Source organism: Rhizobium sp. LjRoot30 (genome assembly GCF_964253915.1).
Taxonomy (GTDB): domain Bacteria; phylum Pseudomonadota; class Alphaproteobacteria; order Rhizobiales; family Rhizobiaceae; genus Metarhizobium.
On the sequence record NZ_CAXUSG020000002.1, the window covers coordinates 627592 to 653360 of the forward strand.

The following is a 25769-nucleotide window of genomic DNA, read 5'->3' on the forward strand; positions in this document are numbered from 1 at the left end:
AAAGTCAGGCTGATGGGTCTGGCGTCTCTTTCGGCTTGATCGCCCCCATCGCACCGCGGCGGCGCTGGGCGTAACCGGCAATGCCGATCGCCACGAGCAGGGTGACGCCGTTGAAGAGCGGCTCGACGAAGAAGGAGCCGCCGAATTGCTGGATGCCGGCAATGCCGACGGCAAGGATGATGACACCGATCATCGTGCCCCAGACATTGACGCGGCCCGGCTTGATCGTGGTCGATCCGAGGAAGGCGCCGACGAGGGCCGGCAGCAGATATTCGAGGCCGACGCTTGCCTGGCCGATCCGCAGACGCGAGGCGAGCAGGACACCGGCAACAGCCGAGAGCGTACCGGAGGCGATGAAGGCGGCGATGACGAAACGACGAACCGGGATGCCGTTCAACGCGGCCGCCTTCGGGTTTGCGCCGATCGCATAGACGTAACGGCCGATCGGCAGATATTCGAGGATGATCCACATGGCGAGCGCCAGAGCGAGCACATAGAAGCCGGTGATCGGCAGGCCGAGAACCATGGTGCCGTTCAGCGCATAGAAGCCGTCCGGCAGCACGCCGACCACCTGCCGCCCGCCCGTATGCCAGAGCGCGACGGCATAGATGACCGTGCCGGTGCCGAGCGTGGCGATAAAACTGTCGATCTTGGCGACTTCGACGAGCAGGCCATTGAGAAAACCGGTCAAGGCGCCGGCCACCAGCACGATGGCAACCGCGATGGGCCAGGGCAGGCCCAGCATCGTCTGCAGGCTGATCGCCAGGATATGCCAGAGCACGATGCCGTATCCGATCGTCAGGTCGATCCGGCCGCAAGCCATCGGGATCATCGCCGCAAGCGACAGGATGGCGATGATCGTCTTGTTGGCGATGATCGAGCGCAGGTTGAGGACCGTCGGAAATGTATCCGGCAGCAGGATCGAGAAGATGACGATCAGCAGCACCGTCAGGATCACGAGACCGTAGACGGGAACAAGCCGCCGAATTTTCTCGCCGCCGGAAAGGCCCTTCAGCTCGGACTTGGTCGGTTCGAGCGCGTTGGACTGAATGGATTGCATCGTCTTTCTCCCGGATCAGGCCGCTTCGGACGCGGAGGCCGCGGCAATGACGGTGGATGTGGTGAGGTCGGCGCCGGTCAGTTCGCGGACGATCCGTCCGCGCGAAAACACCAGCGCCCGGTGGCAGATATGGGCGATCTCTTCGAAATCGGTGGAGATCACCAGGACGGCGAGCCCCTGTTCGACGGCGGACGCGATCAGCCGATAGATATCGGCCTTGGCGCCGACATCGACGCCGGCCGTCGGATCTTCGGCAATCAGAAGCTTGCGGTCGGTGGTCAGCCAGCGGCCGACGACCACCTTCTGCTGATTGCCGCCGGACAATGCCTCGATGGCCAGCGATTGATCGTTCGGCCGCAGGCCGACCTTCTCGCCGATGGCGGCTGCCATTTCCGCTTCCTTGACCGGCGACAGGAAAGCGCCGAGACCACGGCCGGAGGCGCGGGGATTGAGATAGGTGTTTTCCCGCAGCGACAGCGACATGGCGACGGATTCCTCCGTGCGGTCGCGGGCGATCAGGCCGATGCCGGAGGCGATAGCCGTTTCGGGACTGGTCAGATCCGGTGCCGCACCACGCACCGTCACCTGCCCCGTAGCCGGCTCGGCGCCGAACAGCGCCCTGCCGATCAGCTCCTGTCCGGCGCCGCGCAAGCCGACGAGGCCGAGCAATTCACCCTGGCGCAAATCGAAGGACACCGGGCCGGCGCCACGGCAGGCAAGGTCACGCACCGAAACCAGCACGTCCCCCGGCGCGGTTTCCGCCTTGGCAAACAGCTGGTCGGCCTTGCGCCCGACGATCATGCGGATCAGTTCATCCGGGTTCGTGTCGCGCACCGGGGTTTCGCCGACGAGAAAGCCATCGCGCAGCACGGCGACGCGGTCGGCGATACGGAAGATTTCGTCAAGGCGATGCGAGACGTAGATCATCGCCACGCCACGCTCCTTCAGCGGGCGGATCGCCTGGAAAAGGCGCTCGACCTCGTCGGCCGGCAGGCTGGCGGTCGGCTCGTCGAGAACCAGGACATCGGCCTCGACGGCCAAGGCACGGGCAATGGCGACCAGCGATTTTTCGGTGCGGGTCAGGTTCTGTACGCGGGTCGAGGGATCGAAATCGCAGCCGACCAGTTTCAGGGCCTCTGCCGTCCGCCGCGCCGTCGCGTTCCAGTCGATGAGCTTGCGCCGCAGTGAAAAACCCTGCGCCAGCCCAACATTTTCGGCTACCGTCATCCATTCGATCAGGCCGAGATCCTGATGGATGAAGGCCACCGGTTGGCGTTCCTGCGGCTTCGGCGGACGATGATGGTAGCTCTCGCCGCGAAACAGGATGTCGCCACCATCGGGTTTGTAGATCCCCGCAAGGGTCTTGATGAGCGTCGATTTGCCGGCACCGTTCTCGCCGAGAAGCGCAAGGATTTCCCCCTGCTTCAAATCGAGCGAGACATTCGTCAGCGCCTTGGTGCCGCCGAATTCTTTCGAGACCGCTCGAAATTCGAGAAGTGTGCCCGCCGTCATTTTCTCCTCCCAGAGCCTGATGTTTCGACCATATGGTATCGATAACATTTGTGTCAAGCGGCAAATCCGGACGTCATTTTGCCGATCGCCACGATGCCCGAATTGGCGAAAAAGACGCTGGACAAATGATCTTCGGCCGATATGTTATCGATAACAAGATATCCGTGGGAGGAAATGTTGAGCAAAATCGAGATCCTTCAGGTCGGTCCTTACCCCGCATGGGACGAGGAACGCCTGAATGCCCATTTCACCATGCATCGCTACTTCGAAGCTGCCGACAAGGCGGCCTTTCTGGCAGCCCATGCCGCTGGCATTCGCGGCATTGCCACGCGTGGCGAACTCGGCGCCAGCAGGGCGATGATCGAAGCCCTGCCCCATCTCGAAGTGATCAGCGTCTATGGCGTCGGTTACGATGCGGTGGATCTCCAGGCAGCTCGCGAACGCGGTATCCGGGTCACCAACACGCCCGACGTCCTGACAAAAGATGTCGCCGATCTCGGTGTCGCGATGATGCTGACGCTGGCACGCGGCATGATCGGCGCCGAACGCTGGGTCAGGAGCGGCGACTGGGCGGCGAAGGGGGGGTATCCACTTCAATCCCAAGCGCATGGCAAACGTGTCGGCATTCTGGGGCTTGGTCGCATCGGCTTCGAAGTGGGGAGACGCCTGGCCGGCTTCGACATGGACATCGCCTACAGCAGCCGCACGCCGAAAGAAGGCGCCGGAAACTGGACCTATGTTGCCGATCCGGTGGCGCTTGCCGCCCGCTCCGATTTCCTCTTCGTCACCCTCGCCTCGACGGCGGAGACACGCCATATCGTCGACCGCGAGGTTCTGCGCGCCCTGAGTCCGTCAGGCATGCTGATCAATATTTCGCGTGCCGCGACCATCGACGAGGAAGCGCTTCTCGATGCCTTGGAAAACAAGACGCTTGGCTCTGCCGCACTCGATGTCTTCGAAGGCGAGCCGAAGCTCAACCCGCGCTTCCTCGCGCTCGACAACGTACTTCTGCAGCCGCATCATGCCTCGGGCACGGTGGAAACCCGCAAGGCGATGGGGGCGCTGGTGTTCGACAATCTCTCGGCCCATTTCGATGGCCGTCCGCTGCCAACCCCGGTTCTGTGAGGCCAGACATGAAAGCGATCGTCATCCACGCGGCCAGGGATTTGCGCATCGAGGAGCGAGAGCCGGAAGCACCCGGCCCAGGCGAGGTGGAAATCCGCCTCGCGACCGGCGGCATCTGCGGCTCGGACCTGCATTATTACCATCACGGCGGTTTTGGCACTGTGCGCCTGAAGCAGCCGATGATCCTCGGTCATGAGGTTGCCGGCCATGTCGCGGCCCTGGGCGAAGGCGTTTCGGATCTGGCCATCGGCGACCTCGTCGCCGTGTCGCCTTCAAGGCCGTGCGGTGCCTGCGACTATTGCCTGAAGGGCCTGCCGAACCATTGTTTCAACATGCGTTTCTACGGATCGGCCATGCCCTTCCCGCATATTCAGGGCGCCTTCCGGGAACGGCTCGTCGCCAGGGCCAGCCAATGCGTCAAGGCCGACGGCCTGTCGGCCGGCGAGGCTGCCATGGCCGAGCCGCTGTCGGTCACGCTGCATGCCACGCGCCGCGCTGGCGAGATCCTGGGCAAGCGCGTGCTCGTCACCGGTTGCGGCCCGATCGGCACCCTCTCGATCCTCGCCGCCCGCCGGGCCGGTGCCGCCGAAATCGTCGCCGCCGACATTGCGGAACGGGCGCTGGGCTTTGCCCGCGCAATCGGGGCAGATCGTACGATCAATCTTTCCGAGGATCGCGACGGTCTCGTGCCTTTCAGTGAAAACAAGGGCACGTTCGACATTCTCTACGAATGCTCGGGCGCGCAGCCGGCCCTCGTCGCCGGCATTCAGGCGCTCAAGCCGCGTGGCGTCATCGTTCAGCTCGGCCTCGGCGGGGAGATGAGCCTGCCGATGATGGCGATAACGGCCAAGGAACTGGACCTGCGCGGCTCCTTCCGCTTCCACGAGGAATTCGCGGTCGCCGTCCGGCTCATGCAGGGCGGGCTGATCGATGTGAAGCCATTGATCACCCACACGCTGCCGCTGGCCGACGCCCTCAAGGCCTTCGAGATCGCTTCGGACAAGGGCCAGTCGATGAAGACGCAGATCGCATTTTCCTGAGGAATTCACTCATGAGCACCAATCTTTTCAATCTGGCGGGCAAACGTGCCCTGGTCACCGGCTCCTCGCAGGGCATCGGCTTTGCGCTGGCGAAAGGCCTCGCCGCGGCGGGCGCCGATATCGTCCTCAACGGCCGCGACGAAGGGAAACTTTCGGCTGCCGCAAACGACCTCGGCGCAAAACACAGCCTCGCCTTCGACGCCACCGACCACGAGGCGGTGCGCGCGGCCGTCGATGGCTTCGAGGCAACGGTGGGCGCCATCGACATCCTCGTCAACAATGCCGGCATGCAGCACCGCACGCCGCTGGAGGATTTTCCCGCCGATGCCTTCGAGCGGCTGCTGAGGACGAATATTTCGACGGTCTTTAATGTCGGCCAGGCCGTCGCGCGCCACATGATCGCGCGCGGCGCCGGCAAGATCATCAACATCGCCAGTGTCCAGACGGCGCTCGCCCGCCCCGGAATCGCGCCTTACACGGCCACGAAAGGCGCGGTCGGCAACCTCACCAAGGGCATGGCGACGGATTGGGCGAAATATGGCCTGCAATGCAACGCCATCGCACCCGGCTATTTCGATACACCGCTGAATGCCGCCCTCGTTGCCGATCCGGCCTTTTCCGCCTGGCTGGAAAAACGCACGCCGGCCGGCCGCTGGGGCAAGGTGGAGGAGCTTGTCGGCGCCTGCATCTTCCTTTCCTCCGATGCGTCCTCCTTCGTGAACGGACATGTGCTGTATGTCGATGGCGGCATTACGGCCTCGCTCTGAGATGCGGCGGCGTGTCGTTCTCATGGGCGTTGCCGGCTGTGGCAAGTCCGCCGTCGGTGCGGCACTCGCCGCCCGTCTCGGCGCCGCCTATCTGGACGGCGACGACCTGCATCCGCCCGAAAACATTGCCAAGATGAGCCGCGGCGAACCTTTGACGGATGATGATCGCCTGCCTTGGCTGGCCCGCGTCGCCGGCGCGCTCGCAGAGCCTCGCGGCATCCTCTTCCTCGGCTGCTCGGCGCTCAAGCGCCGCTACCGCGACCAGATACGCGCGCAGGCCGGCGCGCCGGTGGTCTTCGTCCACCTGTCCGGCAGCAAGGCGCTGATCACGGCCCGCATGGCGGCCCGCTCCGGTCATTTCATGCCGAAGAGCCTGATCGAAAGCCAGTTCGCGGCGCTCGAGCCGCCCATGGCGGACGAAGAAGCTATCAGCGTCGATATCGACGCCCCGATCGACACACTCGTGGCCACGATCGCCGCGAAACTGCAGGAGATGCCATCATGACCAACAGGGTAGCGCTGATCGGCGCCGGCGCCATGGGCGGCGCCATCGGCACACGGCTGGCGCAAACGGGCAATAGCCTCACCGTCTTCGACCCCGATCCGGCAAAACGCCAGGCGCTGGTCGACAAGGGCGCCCTCGCCGCCTCTACCGCGGCGGAGGCAGCGGCGGCGAGCGACTATGTCATCCTCAGCCTCAACTCGCCCGCCATCGTACGGCAGGCGGTTTTTGGCGAGGGGGGCGTGGCAGAGGGCGCGCGTCCGGGCACGCTGATCATCGACATGTCCTCGATCGATCCCGAGGCGACAAAACAGCTTGCCGCCGATGCCGCCGGCATGGGCCTGCGCTGGGTGGACAGCCCGCTGTCTGGCGGCGCGCCAAAAGCCTTGATCGGCGAACTGACGCTGATGGCCGGCGGCGATGCCAAGGACGTCGAGGATGCCCATACCGTGCTGCGTCACGTCGCCAGCAACTATACCCATATGGGACCGGTCGGGGCGGGCCAGACGACCAAGCTGATCAACCAGGTGCTCTGCGGCCTCGGTTTTCTTGCCGTGGCCGAGGCGACGCAGCTGGCGCTCGATGCCGGCGTGGACGCCGCAAAAATCCCGCAAGCGCTGAAGGGCGGCCGGGCCGACAGCGCCATCCTGCAGGAATACATGCCGCGCTTTGTCACGAAGGATTACCGACGGACCGGCCGTATCGACAACATGGTGAAGGATCTGAACGGCGCGCAGGACCTTGCCCGCCGCACCAACACCGCCATGCCGCTGACGGCGGCCTGCGCCGAAATTCACCGCATGCTGACGGCCGCCGGTCTCGGCGGCGAGGACCAGGCGGCACTGATGGAATTTTTCCGCGGACCCAACAAGGAGACTTTTGAATGATCACCCGTTTCGCACTGTTCGAAGGCAAGGTGAAGGAGGGGCAGACGGATGCCTTCCGCAAGGCCGTCATCGAGCGCATCCTGCCCAAATGGCAAAAGTTTCCGAAAGCGACGGACGTGCGCGTTTCCTTCGCCGAGGCACGCGACGACGGAGCGCCGGAATATCCCCTGATTCTCGCGATCAACTACCCCGATCTCGACGCCGTGGAAGCGGCGCTGGCAAGCCCGGTCCGCGCCGAATCCCGCGCGGCGACGGAGGCGGTACTTGCGGAATTCTTCGAAGGCCGCATCCATCATCATGTGACGCTCGCGAACGAATACAAGCTTTAGAAGCCGCGGTAAGCAACTCGATCCGGCGGCCTGTGAACGGTCGCCGACGATATCGGCATGCGGTTTCCACCAACCGGGTGCCCAAACGGCTGGCGGAAGAACACCAAAAATGCCGGCTGGTTTGCGCGCCTGCTGAAATAGAGGCAGTCTCCATCGACGTCCCCGAAGCAGGAATTTCGATTGAAGACACGCAAGCCGCTTATTCTCACTGCCCGGATCGCGGAAACGGACCTCGCGCCATTCGACCGTCTCCGCCAGGCACATTTTCCAACGGATCGAAACTTCCTCCGCGCCCATCTGACCATGTTTCATCGGTTGCCCGGCGAATACGAGGCGCGGATCGTCAACGAACTCATCAGCGCCGCGCAACGCACCGATGTCATGACGGCACATGTCAGCGGCGTCAGACATCTTGGTGCCGGCGTTGCCTATTCCATCACAAGCCCGGCCTTGTCCGACATGCGCGCAGCATTGAAGCTTGAATTCGTCTCATGGCTCGGCTCCCAGGATATGCGGGAATGGCAGCCGCACATCACGGTTCAAAACAAGGCCTCGAAAGCCAAGGCCGACGACCTTTATCGAAGCTTGAGCCAAGGCTTTCAGCCTCACCCCATCTCCATAACGGGTCTCGATCTCTGGGATTATGTCGGCGGTCCATGGCAACACGCGAACTATGTACCGTTCAACGCGGCGCCTTGATCCGGCAAACGCCATGGCACCAAGACAGCCATCACCAAGGCACGACCTTGTTGTCGAAATCGACGAAATGCACGCCCGTTTTTCCGGCGCTGGCGATCAGGGTTCCGACGATGCCCGCAGCGCTGGTATCAACATCGAGCGGGGCGGTATCACCTCCCATGTCGGTGCGCACCCAGCCCGGCGAAACGGCGAGATAGGTCCGGCCATCCGCATGGCGGGCGGCAAAGCTCTTCATCAACTGGTTGAGGGCGGCCTTGCTGGCGCGGTAAATCTCCCACGCCCCACCCGCATTGCCACTGACGCTGCCCATATTGGAGGACATGGCCGCCACCACCCCCACCGGCGTCACAAGATCGTGCAGCGCGGCGATGACGCGCAGCGGCGCAAGCGCATTGGTGAGCATCACATCGACGAAATCCTCGACGGGCGCGTCCTCGATCGCCGCAGCCGGATCGCGAGCGATACCGGCATTGACGAAAAGGACGTCCAGCGCACGACCGGAAAGGTCGCGCCGCACCCGGGCGATATCTTCGGCGACCGTGATGTCGAGCGTCACTATCGACAGCCGATCCCCGGCCGCCAGCGCATCGAGCGCCGCGCGACCGCGGGCGTCGCGCACGGTGGCAATGACGTCCCAGCCCTTGGCAAGAAAGGCTTTCGCCAGGCCCAATCCCAGGCCGCGCGAGGCTCCGACGATCAATGCGACCTTGCGATCAGTTGCTTCCGACATCTGGCTATGCCCTCTTCAGCCCGCCGAAACAGGCATATTTCAGCTCCACATATTCCTCGATACCATATTTGGAGCCTTCGCGACCGAAACCGCTTTCCTTGATACCGCCGAAGGGGGCGAGTTCGGTGGAGATCAGGCCTTCGTTGATGCCGACCATGCCGAATTGCAGTTCTTCCAGCACATGCCAGATGCGGCTGACATCGCGCGCATAAAAATAGGCCATCAGACCATAACGCGTGTCGTTGGCGAGACGGATGACCTCGGCCTCATCGGAAAAGCGGAAAACCGGAGCAATGGGGCCAAAAGCCTCCTCCCGGGCGAGGCGCATCGAGGCCTGCATGCCGCTCAACACCGTCGGCTGAACCCACGTGCCGCCGAGCGCATGGCGATCGCCGCCGGTCTCGATGCGGGCGCCCTGTCCGACGGCATCCCCGATCAGTTCCATGACTTTCGCCACGCCCTTCTCGTTGATCAGCGGTCCCTGTACGACATCGGGTGCTGCGCCGTCGCCGACTTTCAGGCGGGCGACTTCGGCGGTCAGCTTCGCCACGAAGGCGTCATGGATGCCGTCCTGCACGTAGATGCGGTTGGTGCAGACACAGGTCTGGCCGGAATTGCGGAATTTCGACGCAATCGCGCCGGCGACGGCAAGATCGAGGTCGGCATCATCGAAGACGATGAACGGCGCATTGCCGCCGAGCTCCAGCGAAAGCTTCTTCAGCGTATCGGCGCATTGCCGCATCAGGAGCTTGCCGACGGCGGTGGAGCCGGTAAACGAGAGCTTGCGGATGACCGGATGCTCGCAGAGCAGGCGGCCGATGCCGGCAGAATCCTTCGACGGCACGATGTTCAGCACGCCGGCCGGAATGCCGGCCTGCCGGGCAAGCTCGGCCATGGCGAGCGCCGTCAGCGGCGTTTCCTCGGACGGTTTGACGACCATGGTGCAGCCGGCAGCCAGCGCTGCGGCGGCCTTGCGGGTGATCATCGCCAGCGGAAAATTCCAGGGCGTGATGGCAGCGCAGACGCCGATCGGCTGTTTCAGCACCACAAAACGCCGGTCGCGGCCGGCGGAGGGGATGACGTCGCCATAGACGCGCTTGGCCTCTTCCGAAAACCAGTCGACGAAGGAGGCGCCGAACGCCACCTCGCCGCGCGCCTCATAGAGTGGTTTGCCCTGCTCGGCGGTAATGAGTTGGGCAAGGTCTTCCGTATGGGCGGTGATGAGATCGAACCAGGCGCGCAGCAATTTGGCGCGTTCCTTGGCCGGACGGTCGCGCCATTCCACCTGCGCTCGTTCGGCGGCGAGGATCGCGCGCTCGACGTCGCCGGCGGCGAGATCGGCAACGGCAGCCAGCACCTTCCCCGTCGCCGGATTACGGACATCGAAGGTCGCGCCGCTCTCCGCAGCGCTCCAGCCGCCGTCGATGAAGGCGCGGTCTTGCAACAACGCCAGCGTCATTGTCCGCTCTCCAGCTTTTCCAATGCCGCCCGCACGCTATCCTTCAGCACGGCGATGCCTTCGTCGAGGTGTGCGAAGGGAATGGTCAGCGGCGTCAGCACGCGCACGACATTGCCATGCACGCCGCAGGAGAGCAGCAGCAGGCCTTTTTCGGCGGCAGTGTGGGTAATCGCCTTCACCAGTTCCGGCCAGGGCTGGCGCGTCTCGCGGTCGCGCACGAACTCGATCGCCACCATGGCGCCGAGGCCGCGCACCTCGCCGATGCAGGCGAATTCGTTGCCTTCCTGCCATTCCTTGAAGACCTCCGTCAGGCGGCGGCCGACTTCATTGGCGCGGTCGATCAGTTTTTCCTCCTCGATGACGTCGAGGACTGCGAGCGAGGCGGCGCAGGAGAGCGGATTGCCGGCGAAGGTGGAGCCGACCCCGCCCATCGGGATCTTGTCCATGATATCGGCGCGGCCGGTGACGGCGGCGATCGGGAAGCCGCCGCCGAGGCCCTTGGCCATGGCGACAAGATCAGCGGCAACGCCGGCATGTTCCATCGCGAACATTTTCCCGGTGCGGGCAAAACCGGTCTGGATCTCGTCGGCGATCAGCAGAATGCCGTGTTTGTCGCAGATCTCGCGCAGCGTGCGCAGGAAGGTGACGGGCGCCGGGTAGAAACCGCCCTCGCCCTGCACCGGCTCGACGAAGATGCCGGCGACGCGGGTGGGGTCAACCTCGGAGCGGAAGAAGCGGTCGAGCGCGGTCAGCGATTCCTGTTCGGATATGCCGTGATAGGGGATCGGAAACGGCAGGTGGAAAACATCGGGCACCAGTGGGCCGAAGCCGGCCTTGTAGGGCGTGGTCTTGCCGGTCAGCGTCATCGCCATCAGCGTGCGGCCGTGGAAACCGCCGGAAAAGGCAACGAAGGCCGAGCGGCCGGTCGCGGCGCGGGCGATTTTTGCCGCGTTCTCGATGGCTTCCGCGCCGGTGGAAACGAGGAAGGTCTTTTTCGGGAAATCGCCCGGCACCAGGTCGTTCAGCTTCTCGCAGACGGCGACATAGTCGATATAGGGTGTCGTCTGGAACGAGGTGTGGGTGACTTTTTCGAGCTGGTCGCGCACACGTTCGAGCACCTTGGGGTGGCGGTGGCCGGTGTTGTTGACGGCGATGCCGGCAGCGAAGTCGATGTAGCGCTTGCCCTCGACGTCCCACAATTCGGCATTTTCCGCCTTTTCGATGTAGACGTCGAGATGTTTCGACAGGCCGGCAGGTATGGCGGCGCTACGCCGCGCCGCGAAGGCAGCGTTGGTGGACATGGGGCTCTCCCTTGATATGGTTTGTGGCGCGGCGAGGTCGCGGCGCGTGTTATCGGCCGACCCCGCCCTCGAAGGGCGGGGTCGAAACCCTGACCGTCAGACGGCTGCCTTTGCGTGGCGGGCGTCGCGGGCAATCTTCCAGTCGACGCATTCTTCTGAGCAGTAGATCTGCCCCTCATGCGTCTTCTTGCGGGCGGCATCCTCGGCGGACGCCTCGTAGATCAGCACGCCGCAATTGGCGCATTTGGTGTAGCTTTCGATGTAAAGCCCGTTCAGCGAAAACTTCATGGTCTCAGGCCTCCTGATAGCCGTAGTGTTTCTGGGCGGCCGCCTTGGAGACGTAGCCTTCGCGCACATCCTCCGCGACCGCGGCCGGATCGCGTTTTGCCGGATCGCCGTAGCCGCCACCGCCCGGGGTGACGAGCCGCACGCGGTCGCCGCGGCGGATCGAAACGTTGGAGTAGCGGCTGGTCGAGGCCTTGCCATAGGCTTCGCGCATCGTCTGCCAGTCGTCGCGGCCGTTCTTCATGACCAGGGTCGCACCGACGCCGCCTTCCGTGCCGCCGTTGAGGCCCCAGGGGGCGAGCAGATGGCGGTCGGTCATCTGCGAGCAGATGATCTCGTCGTTGAGGCACAACATCTGCTTGGAATAGCCAACCCCGCCGCGATACTCGCCGGCACCACCGGCATCGACGTTGAAGGCGAGGCTTTCGATGCGCCAGGGGAAGCGCGTCTCGTAGACTTCGACCGGCGTGATGCGGCAATTGCCGTTGATGGAATCCACGCCGTCATTGCCGTCCGCAAAGGCGCGGCCGCCCCAGCCGACCGCTTCGAGGTCGTAGCAGGCGAAGAACTCCTTCGTGTCAGCATCGACGCCGCCGAAGACGAAGTTGCAATGGGTCGCGCCTTCAGCCGCCATGACGCGGTTCGGAATGGCCGGCGCCATGGCGCCGAGGATGGTGCCGACGATGCGCGGATGCGTCTCGGTGTTGCCACCGACTTCCGGTGCCGGGAAATCGACGTTGAGGATGGTGCCGGGCGGCGCCATCACGCGGATCGGCCGGAAGCAGCCGGAATTGCGCGGGATGGTCGGGTCCGTCATGTGCAGCACGGCATTATAGGCGGCCGAGGTGGCGACGCCGAGCGTCGCATTGATCGGGCCGGAAGCCTGCGGCGAGGAGCCGTGATAGTCGACGATGATCTCGCCGCCGCGCTTGTGCACCTCGACGGCGACCGTATAGGTGCGGTCGGCGTCGATGCCGTCGCTTTCGATCTTGTCGGAGAAGGCATAGATGCCGTCAGGGATCGCCTCCAGTTCAGCGCGCATGCGGCGTTCCGAATAGAGCAGCAGGTCGTTGACGGTCTCCTTGATCTTCTCCTTGCCGTATTTCTTGTAGATCTGCGTCATCTGCTTTTCGCCGAGATCGACGGCGGCGATGAGGGCGCGCAGGTCGCCGTAGTTGACGCGCGGCGTGCGCACATTGGCGAGAAGCAGCTTCCAGACCTCGATATTGTCCTTGCCGCGCTTCTTGATCTTCACCGGCGGGATGCGTAGGCCTTCCTGGAAGATTTCCGTCGCCTCGCCGCAGAAGCCGCCAGGCGCCATGCCGCCGACTTCGGCGATATGGCCGATGGCCACCGCAAACCCCATGATCTCGCCGTCGACGAAGATCGGCTTGAAGAAGGTGTGCTCCGGCGTGTGCAGACCGCCGCGATAGGGGTCGTTGTGGAGGATGACGTCGCCTTCCTCGATTTCACCAATCGGGATTTCCTTGAGGCACGACTTGACGAGCAGCGGCATGCCGCCGATCTGCGCCGGGCAATAGTCCGCGACGGCAATCATGTCGCCGTTCATGTCCGCGAGGCCGCAGGTAAAATCCAGCGCCTCGTTGAAGATCGTCGAATAGGACGTCTTCATCAGCACGATCCCCATCTCCTTGCAGAGAGAGACCATGCTGGATTCCAGGATGTTCATCGTAACGAAGTCCATGATGGTACTCCTCAGGCCGAAATGATCAGGTTGCCGAGCCGGTCGACGCGGAGCGTCTGTTTCGGCTGCAGAATGGTGACGGAAGCGTTTTCCTCGACAATCGCCGGGCCGGCGATGGTCTGGCCCTGCTTGAAGGTGGCGCGGTCGTAGGTCTTCACCTCGTGCCAGCCGTCCTCGTAGCGCACCTTGCGGCTGCCGGAAGCTGCCGGGGTGCCTTCGCCCTTTTCCAGTTCCCGCATCTGCGGCTTTTCGGAAACGGCAACGGCGACCACCTTGAGATTGACCGTCTCGATGGTTTCTCCGGGGATGGAGAAGCCGAAGCGGTTCTGGTGCTCCTCGTGGAACCGCTCCCAGAGGTCGGCAATCGTCTCCTCGGTGAACTGGTTGGCCGGAAAGCTCAATTCCAGTTCGTGGTTCTGGCCGAAATAACGGGCTTCGATGGAACGGTAGATCTCCACCTTCTGCTTGTAGCCCTGGGAGACCAGCTCGGCGATGGCGCCGTCCACCAGCTCGGTCATCGCGGCGGTCGCGCGGGCACCGTCGAAATATTTCGAGATCTGTTGCACGGTGCGATGCCGGTCCACGCGGGCATCGGTCATGATGAAGCCGAAGGCGGAGAACTGGCCGGGATAGTTCGGCACGATACCCTGCGGAATGCCGGAGATGTCCATCAGATCGCAGATATGCACCGGACCCGCCCCGCCGGAAGCGACCAGCGAGAAGTCACGCGGATCGAGACCGCGCTGCAGCAGGACGGCGCGCAGCGCGCCGAGCATGTTGTTGTTGGCGATCTGCACCATGGCGAAAGCCGCCGCATCGACATCGAGGCCGAGCTGGTCGGCGATCTTCTTGACCGCGCGATGCGCCGCCTCGGCATCGAGCTTCATCTTGCCGCCGAGGAAGTAGTCGGGATTGATGCGGCCGAGCACGACGTTCGCGTCGGTCACGGTGGCATTCTCGCCGCCGCGGCCGTAGCAGGCCGGGCCAGGTGCCGCACCGGCCGATTGCGGCCCCATGCGCAGCATGCCGCCCTTGTCGATCCAGGCAATCGAGCCGCCGCCGGCGCCGATGGTGTGGATGTCAATCATCGGGATCTGGATCGGCAGGCCCCATTCGATCTCGAAGCTGGTCGTGACATGTTCCATGCCGTCGACGACGGTCGAGCAATCGGTCGAGGTGCCGCCCATGTCGAAGGTGACGAGGTTCTTGATGCCGGTCAGTTCGGAGAGCACGCGGGTGGCGACGACGGCACCCGTCGGGCCGGAGAGCGTCATCTGCACGGGGGCTTCTGCCGCACCCTTCAGGGTCGATTCACCGCCATTCGACTTGATGACGCCGATCTTGTCGCCGATGCCGATGCCGTCGAGGCGCTTCTGCATGCGGTGGAAGTTGTCGGAGACGATGGGCTTAAGGTAAGCGTCGGCAATCGTTGTGGAAGCGCGGTCATATTCCTTCCACTTCGGCAGCACGTCATAAGAAATCGAGATCGGCATGCCCGGCAGTTCTTCGGCGAGAATGTCGCGGATGCGCTGCTCGTGGCTGGGGTCGATATAGGAAAACAGGGTGCAGATGGCGATGGCTTCGATGGTACCGTCAGCCTTGATCGTTGCCGCCAGCGCGCGCACCGCAGCTTCGTCGAGCGGCGTCACTTCCTCACCCTTGGCGCTGAAACGGCCGCCGATTTCATAGGTGTCGGCGCGCTTCATCAGCGGCTTGGTCTTGATCCAGGTGATGTCGTAATGGCTGCGGCGGTCGCCGCGCTGGATGAAGGGAACGTCGCGAAAGCCAGTGGTGGTGACATAGGCGACCTTTGCGCCGCGGCGCGTCAAAAGCGCGTTGGTGGCGATCGTCGTGCCGAGGCGGATCTTGTCGACGCCGGCGACGTCTTCCACTTGGCCGAGGCCCTGGAGCACGCCCTCGATCGGTTCGGAAGGCGTCGTCAGGTTCTTCCAGTTTTCGATTACGCCCGTCGCCGCATCGTAGGAGACGAAGTCGGTAAACGTCCCCCCGATGTCGATGCCGATGATTTTGTTGTCAGGCATTGTTCCCTCTTTTCTCATGGATGGATCAGGACGAACGGGATTTGTCCCGCTCATAAGCTTCAAGCAGATGGCGCCAGGAATCGCGGATGTGATCGCGAACGGCGTCCATCGCCTTTTCGGAATTGCGGCTGCGCAGCGCCTCGACGACCGGCCAGTGATCGACCGCCGCCGCCATCTGGCTCTCGAACTGCCGTTCGGCGATGGTGATCAGCATCTGCACTTCGGCCTGGATGTTGGTGAAGGCGTGCAGCGTCTGGCGGTTTTTCGAGAGCTTGCAGATCTCGAGGTGGAAGGCGAGGTCGTTTTCGACCAGCGCAATCTCGTCATTGGCATTGGCAGCCGCGATCATGGCGTCGACGAAGCCGGCGATGCGGTCGACATCGGCGTCCGTCATCTGCGGCAGCGCCTGTTCGACGGCGAAGCGCTCGACGACGACGCGGAAGGAGAAGATCTCGTCGATATCGTTGCGCAGGAAGGTGCGCACGAACGTCCCCTTGCGCGGCACGGCGACGAGCAGACCACGCTCTTCCAGCCGCCGGATCGCCTCGCGGATGGGATTGCGGCTGATTCCGAGCTGGCGGGCAAGCTCTGCCTCGTTGATACGCTGGCCGGGCTGAAGACGACCGAAGATCAGTTCACGCACGAGAAAGGTCGAAACCTGGTCGGAAAGCATACGGTTGTCGATGATGCCGACGGGTTCTTCCGTATTGAAGAGGAGGCTATTAGCCATTGATGAGACCTTTCTCGCGTTTTTCCTGCCCCGGCAGGGTGATTTCCCGCCCTGCCATGATTCCGTCTTTGCGGAAGACCAGTATCAACAGCATAAAGGCCGCGATGATAAGCTCCTGCGTGCCCGCCGGCAGCGCCCATTCCGTCCCGCCGATGGAAACACCCGCCTCGAGCCGGCGAAAGATATCGACCATGGCGGTGATGACGACGACACCGGTGACCGCACCGGCCAGGCTGCCCATGCCGCCGACGATAAGCATGGCGAGCGCGAGGAACGTAAAACTCAGGAAGAAGCTGTTGATCGACACCGTGCCGAGGTAATGCGCCTGCAGCACGCCGCCGAGGCCGACCACAAAACCCGACAGCGTGAAAGCGATCAGCCGCGACCAGTAGAGCGAGATGCCGGAGGCGGCGGCTGCGACCTCGTCCTCCCGCGTCGCCCGGATGGCAAGCCCGAATGCCGAGGTCTGGTAGAGCCAGGCGACGACGATGGCGAAGATGGCACAGCCAAGCGCCAGCCAGCCCGAAACATAGGTCGGCAGGCCGACGATGGACGCCGTGCCCATCGTCACGCTGTCCCAGTTGGAATAGACGACGTTGAGGATGAACAGCACGGCGAGCGTCGAGATCGAGGCGGCAAGGCCGGTGAGCCGCATGATGACAAGGCCGGTGAGGAAGGCCGCAGCGCCGGCCAGCAGCACCGAGACGATGGCGGACGGCAGAAGCGGAATGCTCTGGTCGCGCAGGAAGGGCGGCAGGCCGGACATGGTGATCGGCTTCAACATCTCGCAGCAGGTCTGCCAGGCCGACGCATAGGCAGCGATCGCCATGAAGGTGGCATGACCGAAGGAGATGATGCCGGAATTGCCGACGAAGATGTAAAGCCCGACGACGATGACGACGCTGATCAGCATCTCGACGACGGTGCGTTGCACCGAGAGGCCGCCGAACTGGCCGGAGACGAGCACGATGAGCGTCAGCGGCACGACGAGGGCGAGAACCGGGAACCAGAAACGACGGATCGCGGCGAAGGACAGGGTGTCGCTCTTCATTAGACGCGCTCCTTCGCGGCGCTGGTGACGATAAGGCCCTGCGGACGAACGAGCAGGATCAGGATGACGAGGGTAAACACGCCGGCATCGCGGAAGGGGCGCAGGTCCGCCGGCAGGTAGGTCTGCAGCAGGACGCTGGCGACGCCGACGAGGAAGCCGCCGAGTGCCGCGCCCGGCAGCGAACCCATGCCACCGATAACGGTGGCGAAGAAGGCGAAGACGACGGGCATCAGACCCATGCGCAGGTCCAGCGTGCCGGTCTGGATCGTCAGCAGCAGCGAGACCGCACCGCCGAGCAGGCCCGAGATGGCAAAGGCAAGCGCGATGACCCGGTTCGCCGGCATGCCGAGCAGGCGGGCCATCTGGAAGTTTTCCGCCGCCGCCCGCATCTGCACGCCGAGCGGCGTCTTCTTGAGGAACAGCACCAGCGCGATCAGCAGGCCGGCGGTGACGGCCATCGTCAGCAGCTGTACCCCCGGAACCCGCACGCCGCCGAACTCGACGGCACTCGCCAGGCTCTGCCCGATACCGACCGATTTCGGCCGACCGGTATGAATGAGCATGACAAGGTTCTGCAGGAAATAGCTGACGGCAAAGGAGGAGATAAGCAGGGTCGAGGGATTGGAATTGCGCAACGGCCGGAAGGCGATGCGTTCGGTCGCAAGTGCGAGGAGAACGACGACGACGAGCACGCCGCCGATCATCAGGGCCGAAGGCAGCGCGCCCAGCAGCAGCGGCGGTGCGACGCTCGCGGTCGGCACGACCAGCGCATAGGCGCCGATGGTAATGTAATCGGCCTGCGCAAAATTGACGAGCCGCATGACCCCGAAGACGAGGCCGATCGCCAGCGCGACGAGGGCATAGAGGCTGCCCAGCGCAATGGCATCGACGAGAACTTGAACGATATTGGCCATGGCCCGTTCCTAAATCGCGAGGGTGCTGTCCGTCGCCTTTTCGCCGAGATAGGCGCGGCGCACGACGGGATTTTTCTGGATGTCCTGGGGAGAACCTTCGGCAAGGCTCTGGCCGCCATCGAGCACATGGATGCGCTGGCAGACACCCATGATGACCTTCATATTGTGTTCGATCAGCAGCACGCCGCAGCCAAAGCGTGCCGGCAGCTCGGCGATGATCTCCATCAGCGCCTCGCATTCGGCGTCGTTCATGCCGGAAGCAGGCTCGTCCAGCAATGCGAAGGACGGTTGCAGTGCGAGCGCCCGGGCGATGCTGACGCGGCGCTCATCGCCGTAGGAAAGGCTGTCGCAGCGTTGCTCGGCCTTGTTCACCAGCCCCATCCAGTCAAGGATATCAAGCGCCCGCTCGCGCGCCGCCCTTTTGGCAAGACCGCTGCCGATCGCGGCAACGGAGAGGTTCTGCTCCACCGTCATCGCCCGAAACAATCGAGCCGCCTGAAAGCTGCGGCCGACACCCGCCTGGGCAATCTTTCGCGCCGTCAGATGCGAGACATCGACGCCATCGAGCACGACCTTTCCGCTGGTGGGGCGCTGGAAGCCGCTGAGCACATTGACCATGGTCGTCTTGCCGGCACCGTTCGGCCCGATCAGGCCAAGAACCTCGCCACGGCGCAGCTCGAGGTCGACCCCGCTCAGTGCCCGGACGCCGCCAAAGGCGACGGCGACACCGCGGGCTTCCAGCCTTTCTTTCAATTGACGTGACATATCGGACGAGACCTAACCGTAAGCTCGACTTAAAAAAGACTTGGGAGAATTGGACCCGCTGGCCACACCATCTGCGGCCAGCGGGTGGACGGTCACTGACCGACGCGGAACAAGAGCTTCATGTCCGGCTTGAACGAATTCCGGTAGACATCGACGGCGCGGAAGGAGTCGTTCTCAACCTTCATGATCAGCCAGGGACGATCGACCTGGATATGAAGCTGATCCGTGAAGGAGGTCGGGCCGGCCGTGAAAGGCTGGTCCTTGAAGGTGTTCATGACACCGACGACAGCTTCGGATTCCGTCGTCTTGGCCTGGTCGACCGCATAGGCCCACTGCTCGATCAGGCTGTAGCCGAGAACCGAGTAGGAGGAGACCGGCGGTTCACCGTAGCGCGCCTTGTGGTTTTCGAGGAACTGGTTCATTTCCGGCCGCGGATCGTCGCCATAGAGCGACATGAAGGCGGGGAGGTAGAAGTCCTTCAGGCCTGGAACGGCATTGAGCCAGTAGTTGTCGACCATCGCCGTGTTGGCGAGGATCGGCAGATCGACGCCGGCGGCGCGCAGCTGACGCACGGCCGAAGCACCGCCCGGCGTAAACGAGCAGACAAAAACCGCATCGGGTTGTGTCGCAAGAGCCTTGAGGCGGGTGATCTGCGAGGCGATCGACGGGTCGTCGTTCTTGAACGTGTCGTTGCCGAGGATGGACTCTTCGCCGCCGCCAGCGATCCAGGCGGCGCGGAAGCCGGCGCAGGCCGACTTGTTGTATTCGATCGTCAGGTCTTCCAGCACGTAGACCGACTTCAGGTTCATCTTCTTCTGGCCGTACTCGGCAATGGCGATGCCTTCCGATTGCGCCGCACTGTTGGCGGTGAAGGCGAGCGGGCCGACACCCTGCACGCCCATCTTCGGATCGGCCGCGCACAGGCTGAAGGCGATCTTGCCTGCCTGCTTGGCCGCCAGCGCTGCCGGCGCGCCAAAATCGTAGTCGCAGGAGACGACCAGCATATCGACGCCGCCGTCTACAAGCTGCGCGCCGACCGTTGCGGCGCGGGCCTGCTCCGTCTTGGTGTCCATGACGGAATATTCGATCTGGCGACCCAGGAGGCCGCCGGCCTTGTTGATCTCCTCGATCTTCATGACGGCCGCCTTGAAGGGCGCGCTGTCATAGTTCGAAAGCCAGCCGGATTCGGCAATGGCGAAGCCGATCTTGATCGGCTCTTCAGCGCGAACGCTGGTCAAAGGCAATAGAAGAGCGATTGCGGCCGAGGCGGCCACAGCAACAGATTTCATCGTCGTTCCCCTTCGGCCGTGGCGTTGCCCGGCCTGATTTTTTGCACATAGTCCTCTGTGGACAGAAGACAGAATGCGGGTTAGATTTTTTTTGTCAACGGCAAAAAAGCGGTGGCCAGTTCGATTTCGATCGACGGCCTCATCCGCGCTGAAGGGGAACGACATGCTTGAAATTAGCGGCGTCAGTGCCGGTTACGGCCGGCTTACGGCCTTGAAATCGGTCGATCTGCAGGTCCGAAAGGGTGAAATCGTCTTCGTTGTCGGCCCCAACGGAGCCGGAAAATCCACGCTTCTCAAAACGATTTCCGGGCTGATGGCCCCGTCATCCGGCTCGATCGCCTTCAACGGCGAGAAGATTTCGGGCCTGGCGCCCGAAAAATTGTGCCGCAAGGGCCTCGCCCTCGTGCCAGAGGGCCGCAGCATCTTTCGAACGCTGACAGTGCAGGAAAATCTGTTGCTCGGCAGCATGATCCGCAAGGACAAGGCGGAAGCAGCGGCCGACCTCGACAGCGTGCTCGACATCTTCCCGATCCTGAAAAGCCGCTACCGCGGTGTCGCGGGCCATCTTTCGGGCGGAGAGCAGCAGCAGCTCGCCATTGCCCGCGCCATCCTGCAGCGTCCAGCGCTGTTGATGATCGACGAACCCTCGCTCGGCCTCGCGCCCCTCGTCATCGACCAGGTCTATGAAAGCCTGCGCCAGCTCAATAATCGCGGCTTGACGTTGCTTGTCGTCGAACAATCCACCGCGCGCATTCTCGACCTCGCCTCCCGCATCTACGTGCTGCGCAACGGCCATGTGGCGCTGGAAGGCACGGCCGGCGACCTTGCGGACGGCCACGCGCTGGAGGAAGCTTATTTCGGCTATGGCGAACGCCAGGCTGCGGGCGAATAGTTGGCCAGGCAGGGGCGGGACAGATGATTTTTGATTATTGCGTTATCGGCGGCGGCATCGTCGGCCTGGCGACGGCCATGCGGCTTCTGGAAAGCCAACCCGGCAGCAGCCTGATTCTCCTCGAAAAGGAGGATGCGCTCGGCAAGCACCAGACCGGCCACAACAGCGGCGTCATCCATGCCGGTATCTATTATCCGCCGGGTAGCCTGAAGGCGGAGCTATGCCGCAAGGGCGCCGAGGCCACCAAGGTCTTTTGCGCAGAAAACGACATCCGATTCGAGACCTGTGGAAAACTGCTCGTCGCCACCTCCGATCTCGAAGTGGAGCGCATGGAAGCGCTTTATGAACGCTCAAAACAGAACACCATCGAGGTCCAGCGCGTCAGCGGGGGCGAACTGAAGGAGCGCGAACCGAACATCCGCGGGCGCGGCGCACTTCTCGTCCCCTCGACCGGTATCGTCAGTTATGCCGAGGTCTGCCAGGCGATGGGACGACGCATCAAGGCACTCGGCGGCGACATCCGTCTCTCGACGCGAATCACCGGCATTCGTGAATCCGTCAGCTCCGTCGACATCGCATCGGCCGGCGAAAGCTGGCAGGCGAAAAAACTGGTGGTGTGCGCCGGCCTGCAATCGGATCGGCTGACCGTGCTTGCCGGACTTTCGATCGAGCACCGCATCGTTCCCTTCCGCGGCGAATATTATCGCCTGCCGGCAACGAAGAACGACATCGTCCGTCATCTGATCTACCCGATCCCTGATCCCGCCCTGCCCTTCCTCGGCGTGCATCTGACGCGGATGATCGATGGCAGCGTCACGGTCGGGCCGAATGCCGTGATCGGTTTTGCGCGCGAGGGCTATCCACGCCTCTCCGTCAATCTTGCCGATATGGCCGATTACGCCCTGTTTCCGGGTTTCTGGAAAACCGTGTTCGCCAACCGCAAATCGGCCGTCACCGAACTGCGCAACTCGCTCTGGAAGCCGGGTTATCTGGAAGAATGCCGGAAATACTGCCCGAGCCTGACACTCTCCGATCTCCTGCCCTACGAGGCCGGCATTCGTGCCCAGGCCGTGCGCAAGGACGGTGCGCTGATCCACGATTTCCTTTTTGTCGAGACGGATCGCATGCTGCATGTCTGCAACGCACCATCCCCGGCCGCAACCTCCGCCATCCCCATTGCGGCGATGATCGTCGGCCGCCTGGTGAAGTAGACGACTGCTGATCGGAAGCGAAGGCCCGCCCTCACGAACAGATCTTGACCATCACATCGCGGAGGGCATTCTTGTCGCCGAGCGCGGCTAGGTTCAGCGGCAGGGAGACCGTGGGCGCCGCCAGTCCGCCTGTCACCCGCATGATTTCGTGGTCGAGATAGTCGAAGAACCGTTCCTGGATCTCGGCACACCATGTCGCGCCCATCGATAACCGGCGCGCCGTCTGCTCGGCGATGATCACGCGGTTCGTCTTCCGGATCGAAGCGCCGATGGTCGCCCAGTCCATGCCGTGATGATCCAGGTTGCGCAGATCGATGACTTCGGCGTCGATGCCGCTCTCTTCGGCGGCGTCCAGGGCATGCTGGACCATGACGGATGTCGCAAGCACCGTGCAGGCCGCTCCCGGCCGCACGACGCGGGCGGAGCCGAACGGGATGCAGAACTCGCGATCTCCCGCCGGCACTTCGAATTCGCGCTGGTAGAAGGCGACATGTTCGAACAACACGACAGGATCATCGCAACGCAGCGCCGAATTCATCAGGCCGATATAGTCAAACGCCGTGGTCGGCATGACGATACGCCAGCCGGGAAACATGCCGAAAAGCGCCGACGGATCGCCCGAATGCTGGGAGCCGTAGCCGGTATGCGGCGAAATGCGCACCCGCAGCACCAGCGGCACCGGAAAACCGCCGCCGAACATGTGCCGCACCTTGCCGACGCCGTTGGCGATCTGGTCCGCGGCCGTGAAACAGAAATCGCCGAACATGATCTCCACGATCGGCCGCAGGCCGTTGAGCGCCGCGCCGAGCGCCACCCCGGTAAAACCGTTTTCGGCGATCGGCATCGGCAGGATGCGCTCGGGCCAGCGTTCCAATGCGCCCTTGGTGAATCCGCTGACGCCGCCGCGCATCTGGTGTGCATCTTCGCCCATGACGACGATCGTGGGGTCGCGCGCCATCGCGGCTGCGATGGTTTCAGACGCCGCGGCGACATATTTCACCGTCTCGGTGGCGCCTGCACGCATCCGGTCATGATCGAGAAAGCGGGCTCCCTGCATTTCGGCAAGGGTGCCGACGATGCCGTTGTTCACGGTTGCCGGGTCGGGATAAAGCCGAGCGGGGATCTGCAGCGCATTGCCGCCGGCCACCGGCTCCGTCAGGCGAGATGCGGCAGCCGCGACACGCTCGGTCACCAGACTGTCGATGCGTGAGGCATCCTCGCTGCTCAGCAGGCCGAGCGCCGTCAGCCGCGCCTGCGCCAGGTTGATGGGGTCGCGCTTCTTCCACTCCGCTTCTTCCTCGCGGGAGCGATAGCCGAAATCGCTGCCCGCGCGGCTACCGGACTGGTGGAGATGACGGTAACACAGCGCCTCGATCACGACCGGGCCTTTCGTCTCGTCGATGATGCGTCGTGCTTCCGTCATCGCCCTGTGAACGGCGACCACGTCCATGCCGTCGCATTCGATCGAGGGTATGCCGAGCATGACGCCGCGGGAGGCGAGCCGCGTCTCGCGGGTCACCTCCGAGATGTGGGTCGAGACGCCATACAGATTGTTCTCGATGAAGAAGATCACCGGCAGGTTTTGCGCGGCGGCGATGTTCATGGCTTCGTAGGTCGTGCCGGCAAGCGTTGCGCCGTCGCCGAAGAAGGTCACGGATATGGCGTCCCGGCCGAGCATTTTATCGGCCAGCGCGTAGCCGACGGCATGGGGTGGATTTCCGCCGATGATTGCCGAGGTCCCGACAATGCCGGCGGGGGCATGGCGCATATGCATCGAACCGCCGCGGCCGGCGCAATAACCCGGCGACAGGCCCATGATCTCGGCCAGGAGGCGATAGATGGCGGTATCCATGCCCTCGGCAAAGGCATCGCGGCTGATGTCGAAATTCTCCGGCAGTTCGGCATTCAGGAGCTTGGCCAACATCTGGTGATGAGCCCGGTGGGTGCCGTTGATCTTGTCATCCGTGCGAAGGGCCGACATGGCACCGACGCCGCAGGCCTCCTGGCCGATACTCGCATGCGCTGGGCCATGGATGAGCCCGGCCTTTTCGAGATCGAGCAATTTTTCCTCGAACCGTCGGACGAGCAGCATCTGCCCATACCAGTTGACGAGATCGCGGGCGTCTTCGCCCCGCCAGTCCGCCTCATCCACCTCGATACGGAACCATGGCGCCTTGGGCGAGATCGACAGCTGGGTGACCATGGGATTCCTTTCAAAAGACCGCCGGAGCGTTCCGAATTTCATTTATGGAAATTAATTCCGATTTTGATTGATTGTCAAACGAAGCTGTGCAAGCCTCAGCCACCTCTCTTCATCTCGTGAAAGTTCGTCCATGATCAGGGATCGCGATCTCATTGCAGCGCTTACGGAAACGGTGCGCCGTTTCGTCCGTGAGCGGTTGATGCCCGCTGAGGCGCAGGTCGAAGACGACAACGCCATACCGCAGGGCATCATCGACGATATGCGGACGATGGGTCTTTTCGGCATGTCGATACCCGAGGCCTATGGCGGGCTGGGGTTGACGATGGAGGAAGAGGTGCTGGTCGCCCTCGAACTGGGCTACACCTCGCCGGCCTTCCGCTCGGTCATCGGCACGAACAACGGCATCGGGGCGCAGGGCATCATTCTCGATGGCACCGATGCGCAGAAAAGCCATTGGCTGCCGCGTATGGCGAGCGGCGAGGTGATCGGGTCCTTTGCGCTGACGGAGCCGGATGTCGGCTCGGACGCGGCCTCGGTCAAGACGACGGCGGTGAAGGACGGCGATTGCTACGTGCTCAACGGCACCAAGCGCTACATCACCAACGCACCCGTGGCCGATGTCTTCACCGTCATGGCCCGCACCGGCGGGGCTGGCGCAGCGGGCGTGTCGGCTTTCATCGTGGCGGCCGACAGCCCGGGCCTTTCGCTCGGACCGGTCGACAAGAAGATGGGCCAACGCGGCACCCGCACCTGCGACGTGATGTTCGATAATTGCCGCATCCCCGCCGATGCCTTGATCGGCGGCCGGGAAGGCCAGGGGTTCAAGACGGCGATGAAGGTTCTCAACCGCGGCCGGCTCCATATCGCCGCCGTCTGCACCGGCACGGCGCAGAGGCTTTGCGACGAAAGCGTCGCTTTCGCCAAAAGCCGCGTCCAGTTCGGCAAGCCGATCGCCGAACACCAGCTGATCCAGGCTATGCTGGCCGACAGCGCGACGGAGACTTTTGCCGCTCGCTCTATGGTCCTGGAAGCGGCGCGGATGTTCGATGCCGGCGAACGCATCATCCAGCAGGCAGCGAGCGCGAAACTGTTCTGTTCGGAAATGGTTGGCCGCGTTGCCGATCGGGCGGTGCAGATCCATGGGGGCGCGGGCTACATGCAGGCCTATCCTGTGGAGCATTTCTACCGCGATGTCAGGCTGTTCCGCCTCTACGAAGGCACGTCGCAGATCCAGCAGCTGATCATCGCCCGCGAAATGCTGAACGCCTGAC

At 63.4% G+C, this 25769-nt stretch carries 23 protein-coding genes and 1 pseudogene; 10 read left to right on the forward strand and 14 right to left on the reverse strand.

Annotated elements, in window-relative coordinates:
• Window positions 1-4 precede the first annotated feature (4 nt).
• Together ACSQ3I_RS06885 and ACSQ3I_RS06890 are read right to left on the reverse strand one after the other, a co-directional pair.
• Window positions 5-1060: an ABC transporter permease gene (locus ACSQ3I_RS06885; RefSeq protein ID WP_435997272.1), complete on the reverse strand. Its 1056-nt coding sequence runs from the start codon at window positions 1058-1060 to the stop codon at window positions 5-7.
• A 15-nt stretch (window positions 1061-1075) separates the two neighbouring features.
• Window positions 1076-2572: a sugar ABC transporter ATP-binding protein gene (locus tag ACSQ3I_RS06890; RefSeq protein ID WP_435997274.1), complete on the reverse strand. Its 1497-nt coding sequence runs from the start codon at window positions 2570-2572 to the stop codon at window positions 1076-1078.
• Between the two features lie 177 nt (window positions 2573-2749).
• On the opposite strand from ACSQ3I_RS06890, the gene ACSQ3I_RS06895 reads away from it, so the two are divergent.
• From ACSQ3I_RS06895 to ACSQ3I_RS06925, 7 genes and pseudogenes are all read left to right on the forward strand, one after another.
• On the forward strand, window positions 2750-3697 hold the full coding sequence (locus ACSQ3I_RS06895; protein ID WP_435997577.1) for a 2-hydroxyacid dehydrogenase: 948 nt from the start codon (window positions 2750-2752) through the stop codon (window positions 3695-3697).
• Window positions 3698-3705: 8 nt separating this feature from the next.
• On the forward strand, window positions 3706-4737 hold the full coding sequence (locus ACSQ3I_RS06900) for an L-idonate 5-dehydrogenase (RefSeq protein WP_435997276.1): 1032 nt from the start codon (window positions 3706-3708) through the stop codon (window positions 4735-4737).
• A gap of 11 nt (window positions 4738-4748) precedes the next feature.
• Window positions 4749-5504: an SDR family oxidoreductase gene (locus ACSQ3I_RS06905; RefSeq protein WP_435997277.1), complete on the forward strand. Its 756-nt coding sequence runs from the start codon at window positions 4749-4751 to the stop codon at window positions 5502-5504.
• 1 nt (window position 5505) lies between these two features.
• Window positions 5506-6009: a gluconokinase gene (locus tag ACSQ3I_RS06910; RefSeq protein WP_435997279.1), complete on the forward strand. Its 504-nt coding sequence runs from the start codon at window positions 5506-5508 to the stop codon at window positions 6007-6009.
• Window positions 5997-6893, forward strand: a pseudogene (locus ACSQ3I_RS06915) (NAD(P)-dependent oxidoreductase); the annotation flags it as partial. The gene ACSQ3I_RS06910 and the pseudogene ACSQ3I_RS06915, both read left to right, overlap by 13 nt.
• The gene (locus ACSQ3I_RS06920; protein WP_435997281.1) at window positions 6890-7222 is read left to right on the forward strand and encodes a hypothetical protein; all 333 of its coding nucleotides are present in this window, start codon (window positions 6890-6892) and stop codon (window positions 7220-7222) included. The pseudogene ACSQ3I_RS06915 and the gene ACSQ3I_RS06920, both read left to right, overlap by 4 nt.
• A gap of 180 nt (window positions 7223-7402) precedes the next feature.
• Window positions 7403-7921, forward strand: coding sequence for a 2'-5' RNA ligase family protein (locus ACSQ3I_RS06925; protein ID WP_435997283.1), 519 nt, complete (start codon window positions 7403-7405; stop codon window positions 7919-7921).
• Window positions 7922-7952: 31 nt separating this feature from the next.
• Here ACSQ3I_RS06925 and ACSQ3I_RS06930 read toward each other — a convergent pair whose 3' ends face one another.
• From ACSQ3I_RS06930 to ACSQ3I_RS06980, 11 genes are all read right to left on the reverse strand, one after another.
• Complete coding sequence (locus ACSQ3I_RS06930; RefSeq protein ID WP_435997285.1) at window positions 7953-8651, reverse strand: SDR family NAD(P)-dependent oxidoreductase; 699 nt, start codon at window positions 8649-8651, stop codon at window positions 7953-7955.
• Between the two features lie 4 nt (window positions 8652-8655).
• A complete protein-coding gene (locus tag ACSQ3I_RS06935; protein ID WP_435997286.1) occupies window positions 8656-10110 on the reverse strand; it encodes an NAD-dependent succinate-semialdehyde dehydrogenase in 1455 nt (484 codons plus the stop codon).
• A complete protein-coding gene (gene gabT, locus ACSQ3I_RS06940; protein ID WP_435997288.1) occupies window positions 10107-11411 on the reverse strand; it encodes a 4-aminobutyrate--2-oxoglutarate transaminase in 1305 nt (434 codons plus the stop codon). The genes ACSQ3I_RS06935 and gabT overlap by 4 nt, the downstream gene beginning before the upstream one ends.
• Before the next feature lie 96 nt (window positions 11412-11507).
• Window positions 11508-11699: a hypothetical protein gene (locus ACSQ3I_RS06945; protein ID WP_435997290.1), complete on the reverse strand. Its 192-nt coding sequence runs from the start codon at window positions 11697-11699 to the stop codon at window positions 11508-11510.
• 4 nt (window positions 11700-11703) lie between these two features.
• Window positions 11704-13401 (reverse strand): hydantoinase B/oxoprolinase family protein, encoded by a 1698-nt coding sequence (locus ACSQ3I_RS06950; RefSeq protein WP_435997292.1) that lies wholly within the window; start codon window positions 13399-13401, stop codon window positions 11704-11706.
• An 11-nt stretch (window positions 13402-13412) separates the two neighbouring features.
• Window positions 13413-15443: a hydantoinase/oxoprolinase family protein gene (locus ACSQ3I_RS06955; protein WP_435997294.1), complete on the reverse strand. Its 2031-nt coding sequence runs from the start codon at window positions 15441-15443 to the stop codon at window positions 13413-13415.
• Window positions 15444-15468: 25 nt separating this feature from the next.
• Entirely contained in the window at window positions 15469-16173 is a 705-nt protein-coding gene (locus tag ACSQ3I_RS06960; RefSeq protein ID WP_435997296.1) for a GntR family transcriptional regulator, read from the reverse strand.
• Window positions 16166-17224: a branched-chain amino acid ABC transporter permease gene (locus tag ACSQ3I_RS06965; protein WP_435997298.1), complete on the reverse strand. Its 1059-nt coding sequence runs from the start codon at window positions 17222-17224 to the stop codon at window positions 16166-16168. The genes ACSQ3I_RS06960 and ACSQ3I_RS06965 overlap by 8 nt, the downstream gene beginning before the upstream one ends.
• Window positions 17224-18138 carry a branched-chain amino acid ABC transporter permease gene (locus ACSQ3I_RS06970; RefSeq protein ID WP_435997300.1) on the reverse strand — a complete coding sequence of 305 codons (915 nt, stop codon included), beginning with the start codon at window positions 18136-18138 and terminating at the stop codon, window positions 17224-17226. The genes ACSQ3I_RS06965 and ACSQ3I_RS06970 overlap by 1 nt, the downstream gene beginning before the upstream one ends.
• Before the next feature lie 9 nt (window positions 18139-18147).
• On the reverse strand, window positions 18148-18903 hold the full coding sequence (locus tag ACSQ3I_RS06975) for an ABC transporter ATP-binding protein (protein ID WP_435997302.1): 756 nt from the start codon (window positions 18901-18903) through the stop codon (window positions 18148-18150).
• 92 nt (window positions 18904-18995) lie between these two features.
• Entirely contained in the window at window positions 18996-20192 is a 1197-nt protein-coding gene (locus ACSQ3I_RS06980) for an ABC transporter substrate-binding protein (RefSeq protein ID WP_435997304.1), read from the reverse strand.
• 163 nt (window positions 20193-20355) lie between these two features.
• Here ACSQ3I_RS06980 and ACSQ3I_RS06985 point away from each other — a divergent pair, with 163 nt between their 5' ends.
• Both ACSQ3I_RS06985 and lhgO read left to right on the forward strand, forming a co-directional pair.
• On the forward strand, window positions 20356-21084 hold the full coding sequence (locus tag ACSQ3I_RS06985) for an ABC transporter ATP-binding protein (protein ID WP_435997306.1): 729 nt from the start codon (window positions 20356-20358) through the stop codon (window positions 21082-21084).
• A gap of 26 nt (window positions 21085-21110) precedes the next feature.
• Window positions 21111-22295, forward strand: coding sequence for an L-2-hydroxyglutarate oxidase (gene lhgO / locus ACSQ3I_RS06990; RefSeq protein ID WP_435997579.1), 1185 nt, complete (start codon window positions 21111-21113; stop codon window positions 22293-22295).
• Between the two features lie 31 nt (window positions 22296-22326).
• Here the strand turns inward: lhgO and ACSQ3I_RS06995 are convergent, their stop codons facing one another.
• On the reverse strand, window positions 22327-24498 hold the full coding sequence (locus tag ACSQ3I_RS06995; protein ID WP_435997307.1) for a dehydrogenase E1 component subunit alpha/beta: 2172 nt from the start codon (window positions 24496-24498) through the stop codon (window positions 22327-22329).
• A 130-nt stretch (window positions 24499-24628) separates the two neighbouring features.
• Here ACSQ3I_RS06995 and ACSQ3I_RS07000 point away from each other — a divergent pair, with 130 nt between their 5' ends.
• Window positions 24629-25768, forward strand: coding sequence for an acyl-CoA dehydrogenase family protein (locus tag ACSQ3I_RS07000; RefSeq protein WP_435997309.1), 1140 nt, complete (start codon window positions 24629-24631; stop codon window positions 25766-25768).
• Window position 25769: the final 1 nt, after the last annotated feature.

Coding starts and splice junctions, on each gene's coding strand:
- ACSQ3I_RS06930 (WP_435997285.1), bottom strand. CDS start 8,651: ATGTCGGAAGCAACTGATCGCAAGGTCGCATTGATCGTCGGAGCCTCG.
- ACSQ3I_RS06945 (WP_435997290.1), bottom strand. CDS start 11,699: ATGAAGTTTTCGCTGAACGGGCTTTACATCGAAAGCTACACCAAATGC.
- ACSQ3I_RS06935 (WP_435997286.1), bottom strand. CDS start 10,110: ATGACGCTGGCGTTGTTGCAAGACCGCGCCTTCATCGACGGCGGCTGG.
- ACSQ3I_RS06960 (WP_435997296.1), bottom strand. CDS start 16,173: ATGGCTAATAGCCTCCTCTTCAATACGGAAGAACCCGTCGGCATCATC.
- ACSQ3I_RS06985 (WP_435997306.1), top strand. CDS start 20,356: ATGCTTGAAATTAGCGGCGTCAGTGCCGGTTACGGCCGGCTTACGGCC.
- ACSQ3I_RS07000 (WP_435997309.1), top strand. CDS start 24,629: ATGATCAGGGATCGCGATCTCATTGCAGCGCTTACGGAAACGGTGCGC.
- ACSQ3I_RS06970 (WP_435997300.1), bottom strand. CDS start 18,138: ATGGCCAATATCGTTCAAGTTCTCGTCGATGCCATTGCGCTGGGCAGC.
- ACSQ3I_RS06900 (WP_435997276.1), top strand. CDS start 3,706: ATGAAAGCGATCGTCATCCACGCGGCCAGGGATTTGCGCATCGAGGAG.
- ACSQ3I_RS06955 (WP_435997294.1), bottom strand. CDS start 15,443: ATGCCTGACAACAAAATCATCGGCATCGACATCGGGGGGACGTTTACC.
- ACSQ3I_RS06905 (WP_435997277.1), top strand. CDS start 4,749: ATGAGCACCAATCTTTTCAATCTGGCGGGCAAACGTGCCCTGGTCACC.
- ACSQ3I_RS06920 (WP_435997281.1), top strand. CDS start 6,890: ATGATCACCCGTTTCGCACTGTTCGAAGGCAAGGTGAAGGAGGGGCAG.
- ACSQ3I_RS06885 (WP_435997272.1), bottom strand. CDS start 1,060: ATGCAATCCATTCAGTCCAACGCGCTCGAACCGACCAAGTCCGAGCTG.
- ACSQ3I_RS06910 (WP_435997279.1), top strand. CDS start 5,506: ATGCGGCGGCGTGTCGTTCTCATGGGCGTTGCCGGCTGTGGCAAGTCC.
- ACSQ3I_RS06980 (WP_435997304.1), bottom strand. CDS start 20,192: ATGAAATCTGTTGCTGTGGCCGCCTCGGCCGCAATCGCTCTTCTATTG.
- ACSQ3I_RS06965 (WP_435997298.1), bottom strand. CDS start 17,224: ATGAAGAGCGACACCCTGTCCTTCGCCGCGATCCGTCGTTTCTGGTTC.
- gabT (WP_435997288.1), bottom strand. CDS start 11,411: ATGTCCACCAACGCTGCCTTCGCGGCGCGGCGTAGCGCCGCCATACCT.
- ACSQ3I_RS06950 (WP_435997292.1), bottom strand. CDS start 13,401: ATGGACTTCGTTACGATGAACATCCTGGAATCCAGCATGGTCTCTCTC.
- ACSQ3I_RS06890 (WP_435997274.1), bottom strand. CDS start 2,572: ATGACGGCGGGCACACTTCTCGAATTTCGAGCGGTCTCGAAAGAATTC.
- ACSQ3I_RS06995 (WP_435997307.1), bottom strand. CDS start 24,498: ATGGTCACCCAGCTGTCGATCTCGCCCAAGGCGCCATGGTTCCGTATC.
- ACSQ3I_RS06975 (WP_435997302.1), bottom strand. CDS start 18,903: ATGTCACGTCAATTGAAAGAAAGGCTGGAAGCCCGCGGTGTCGCCGTC.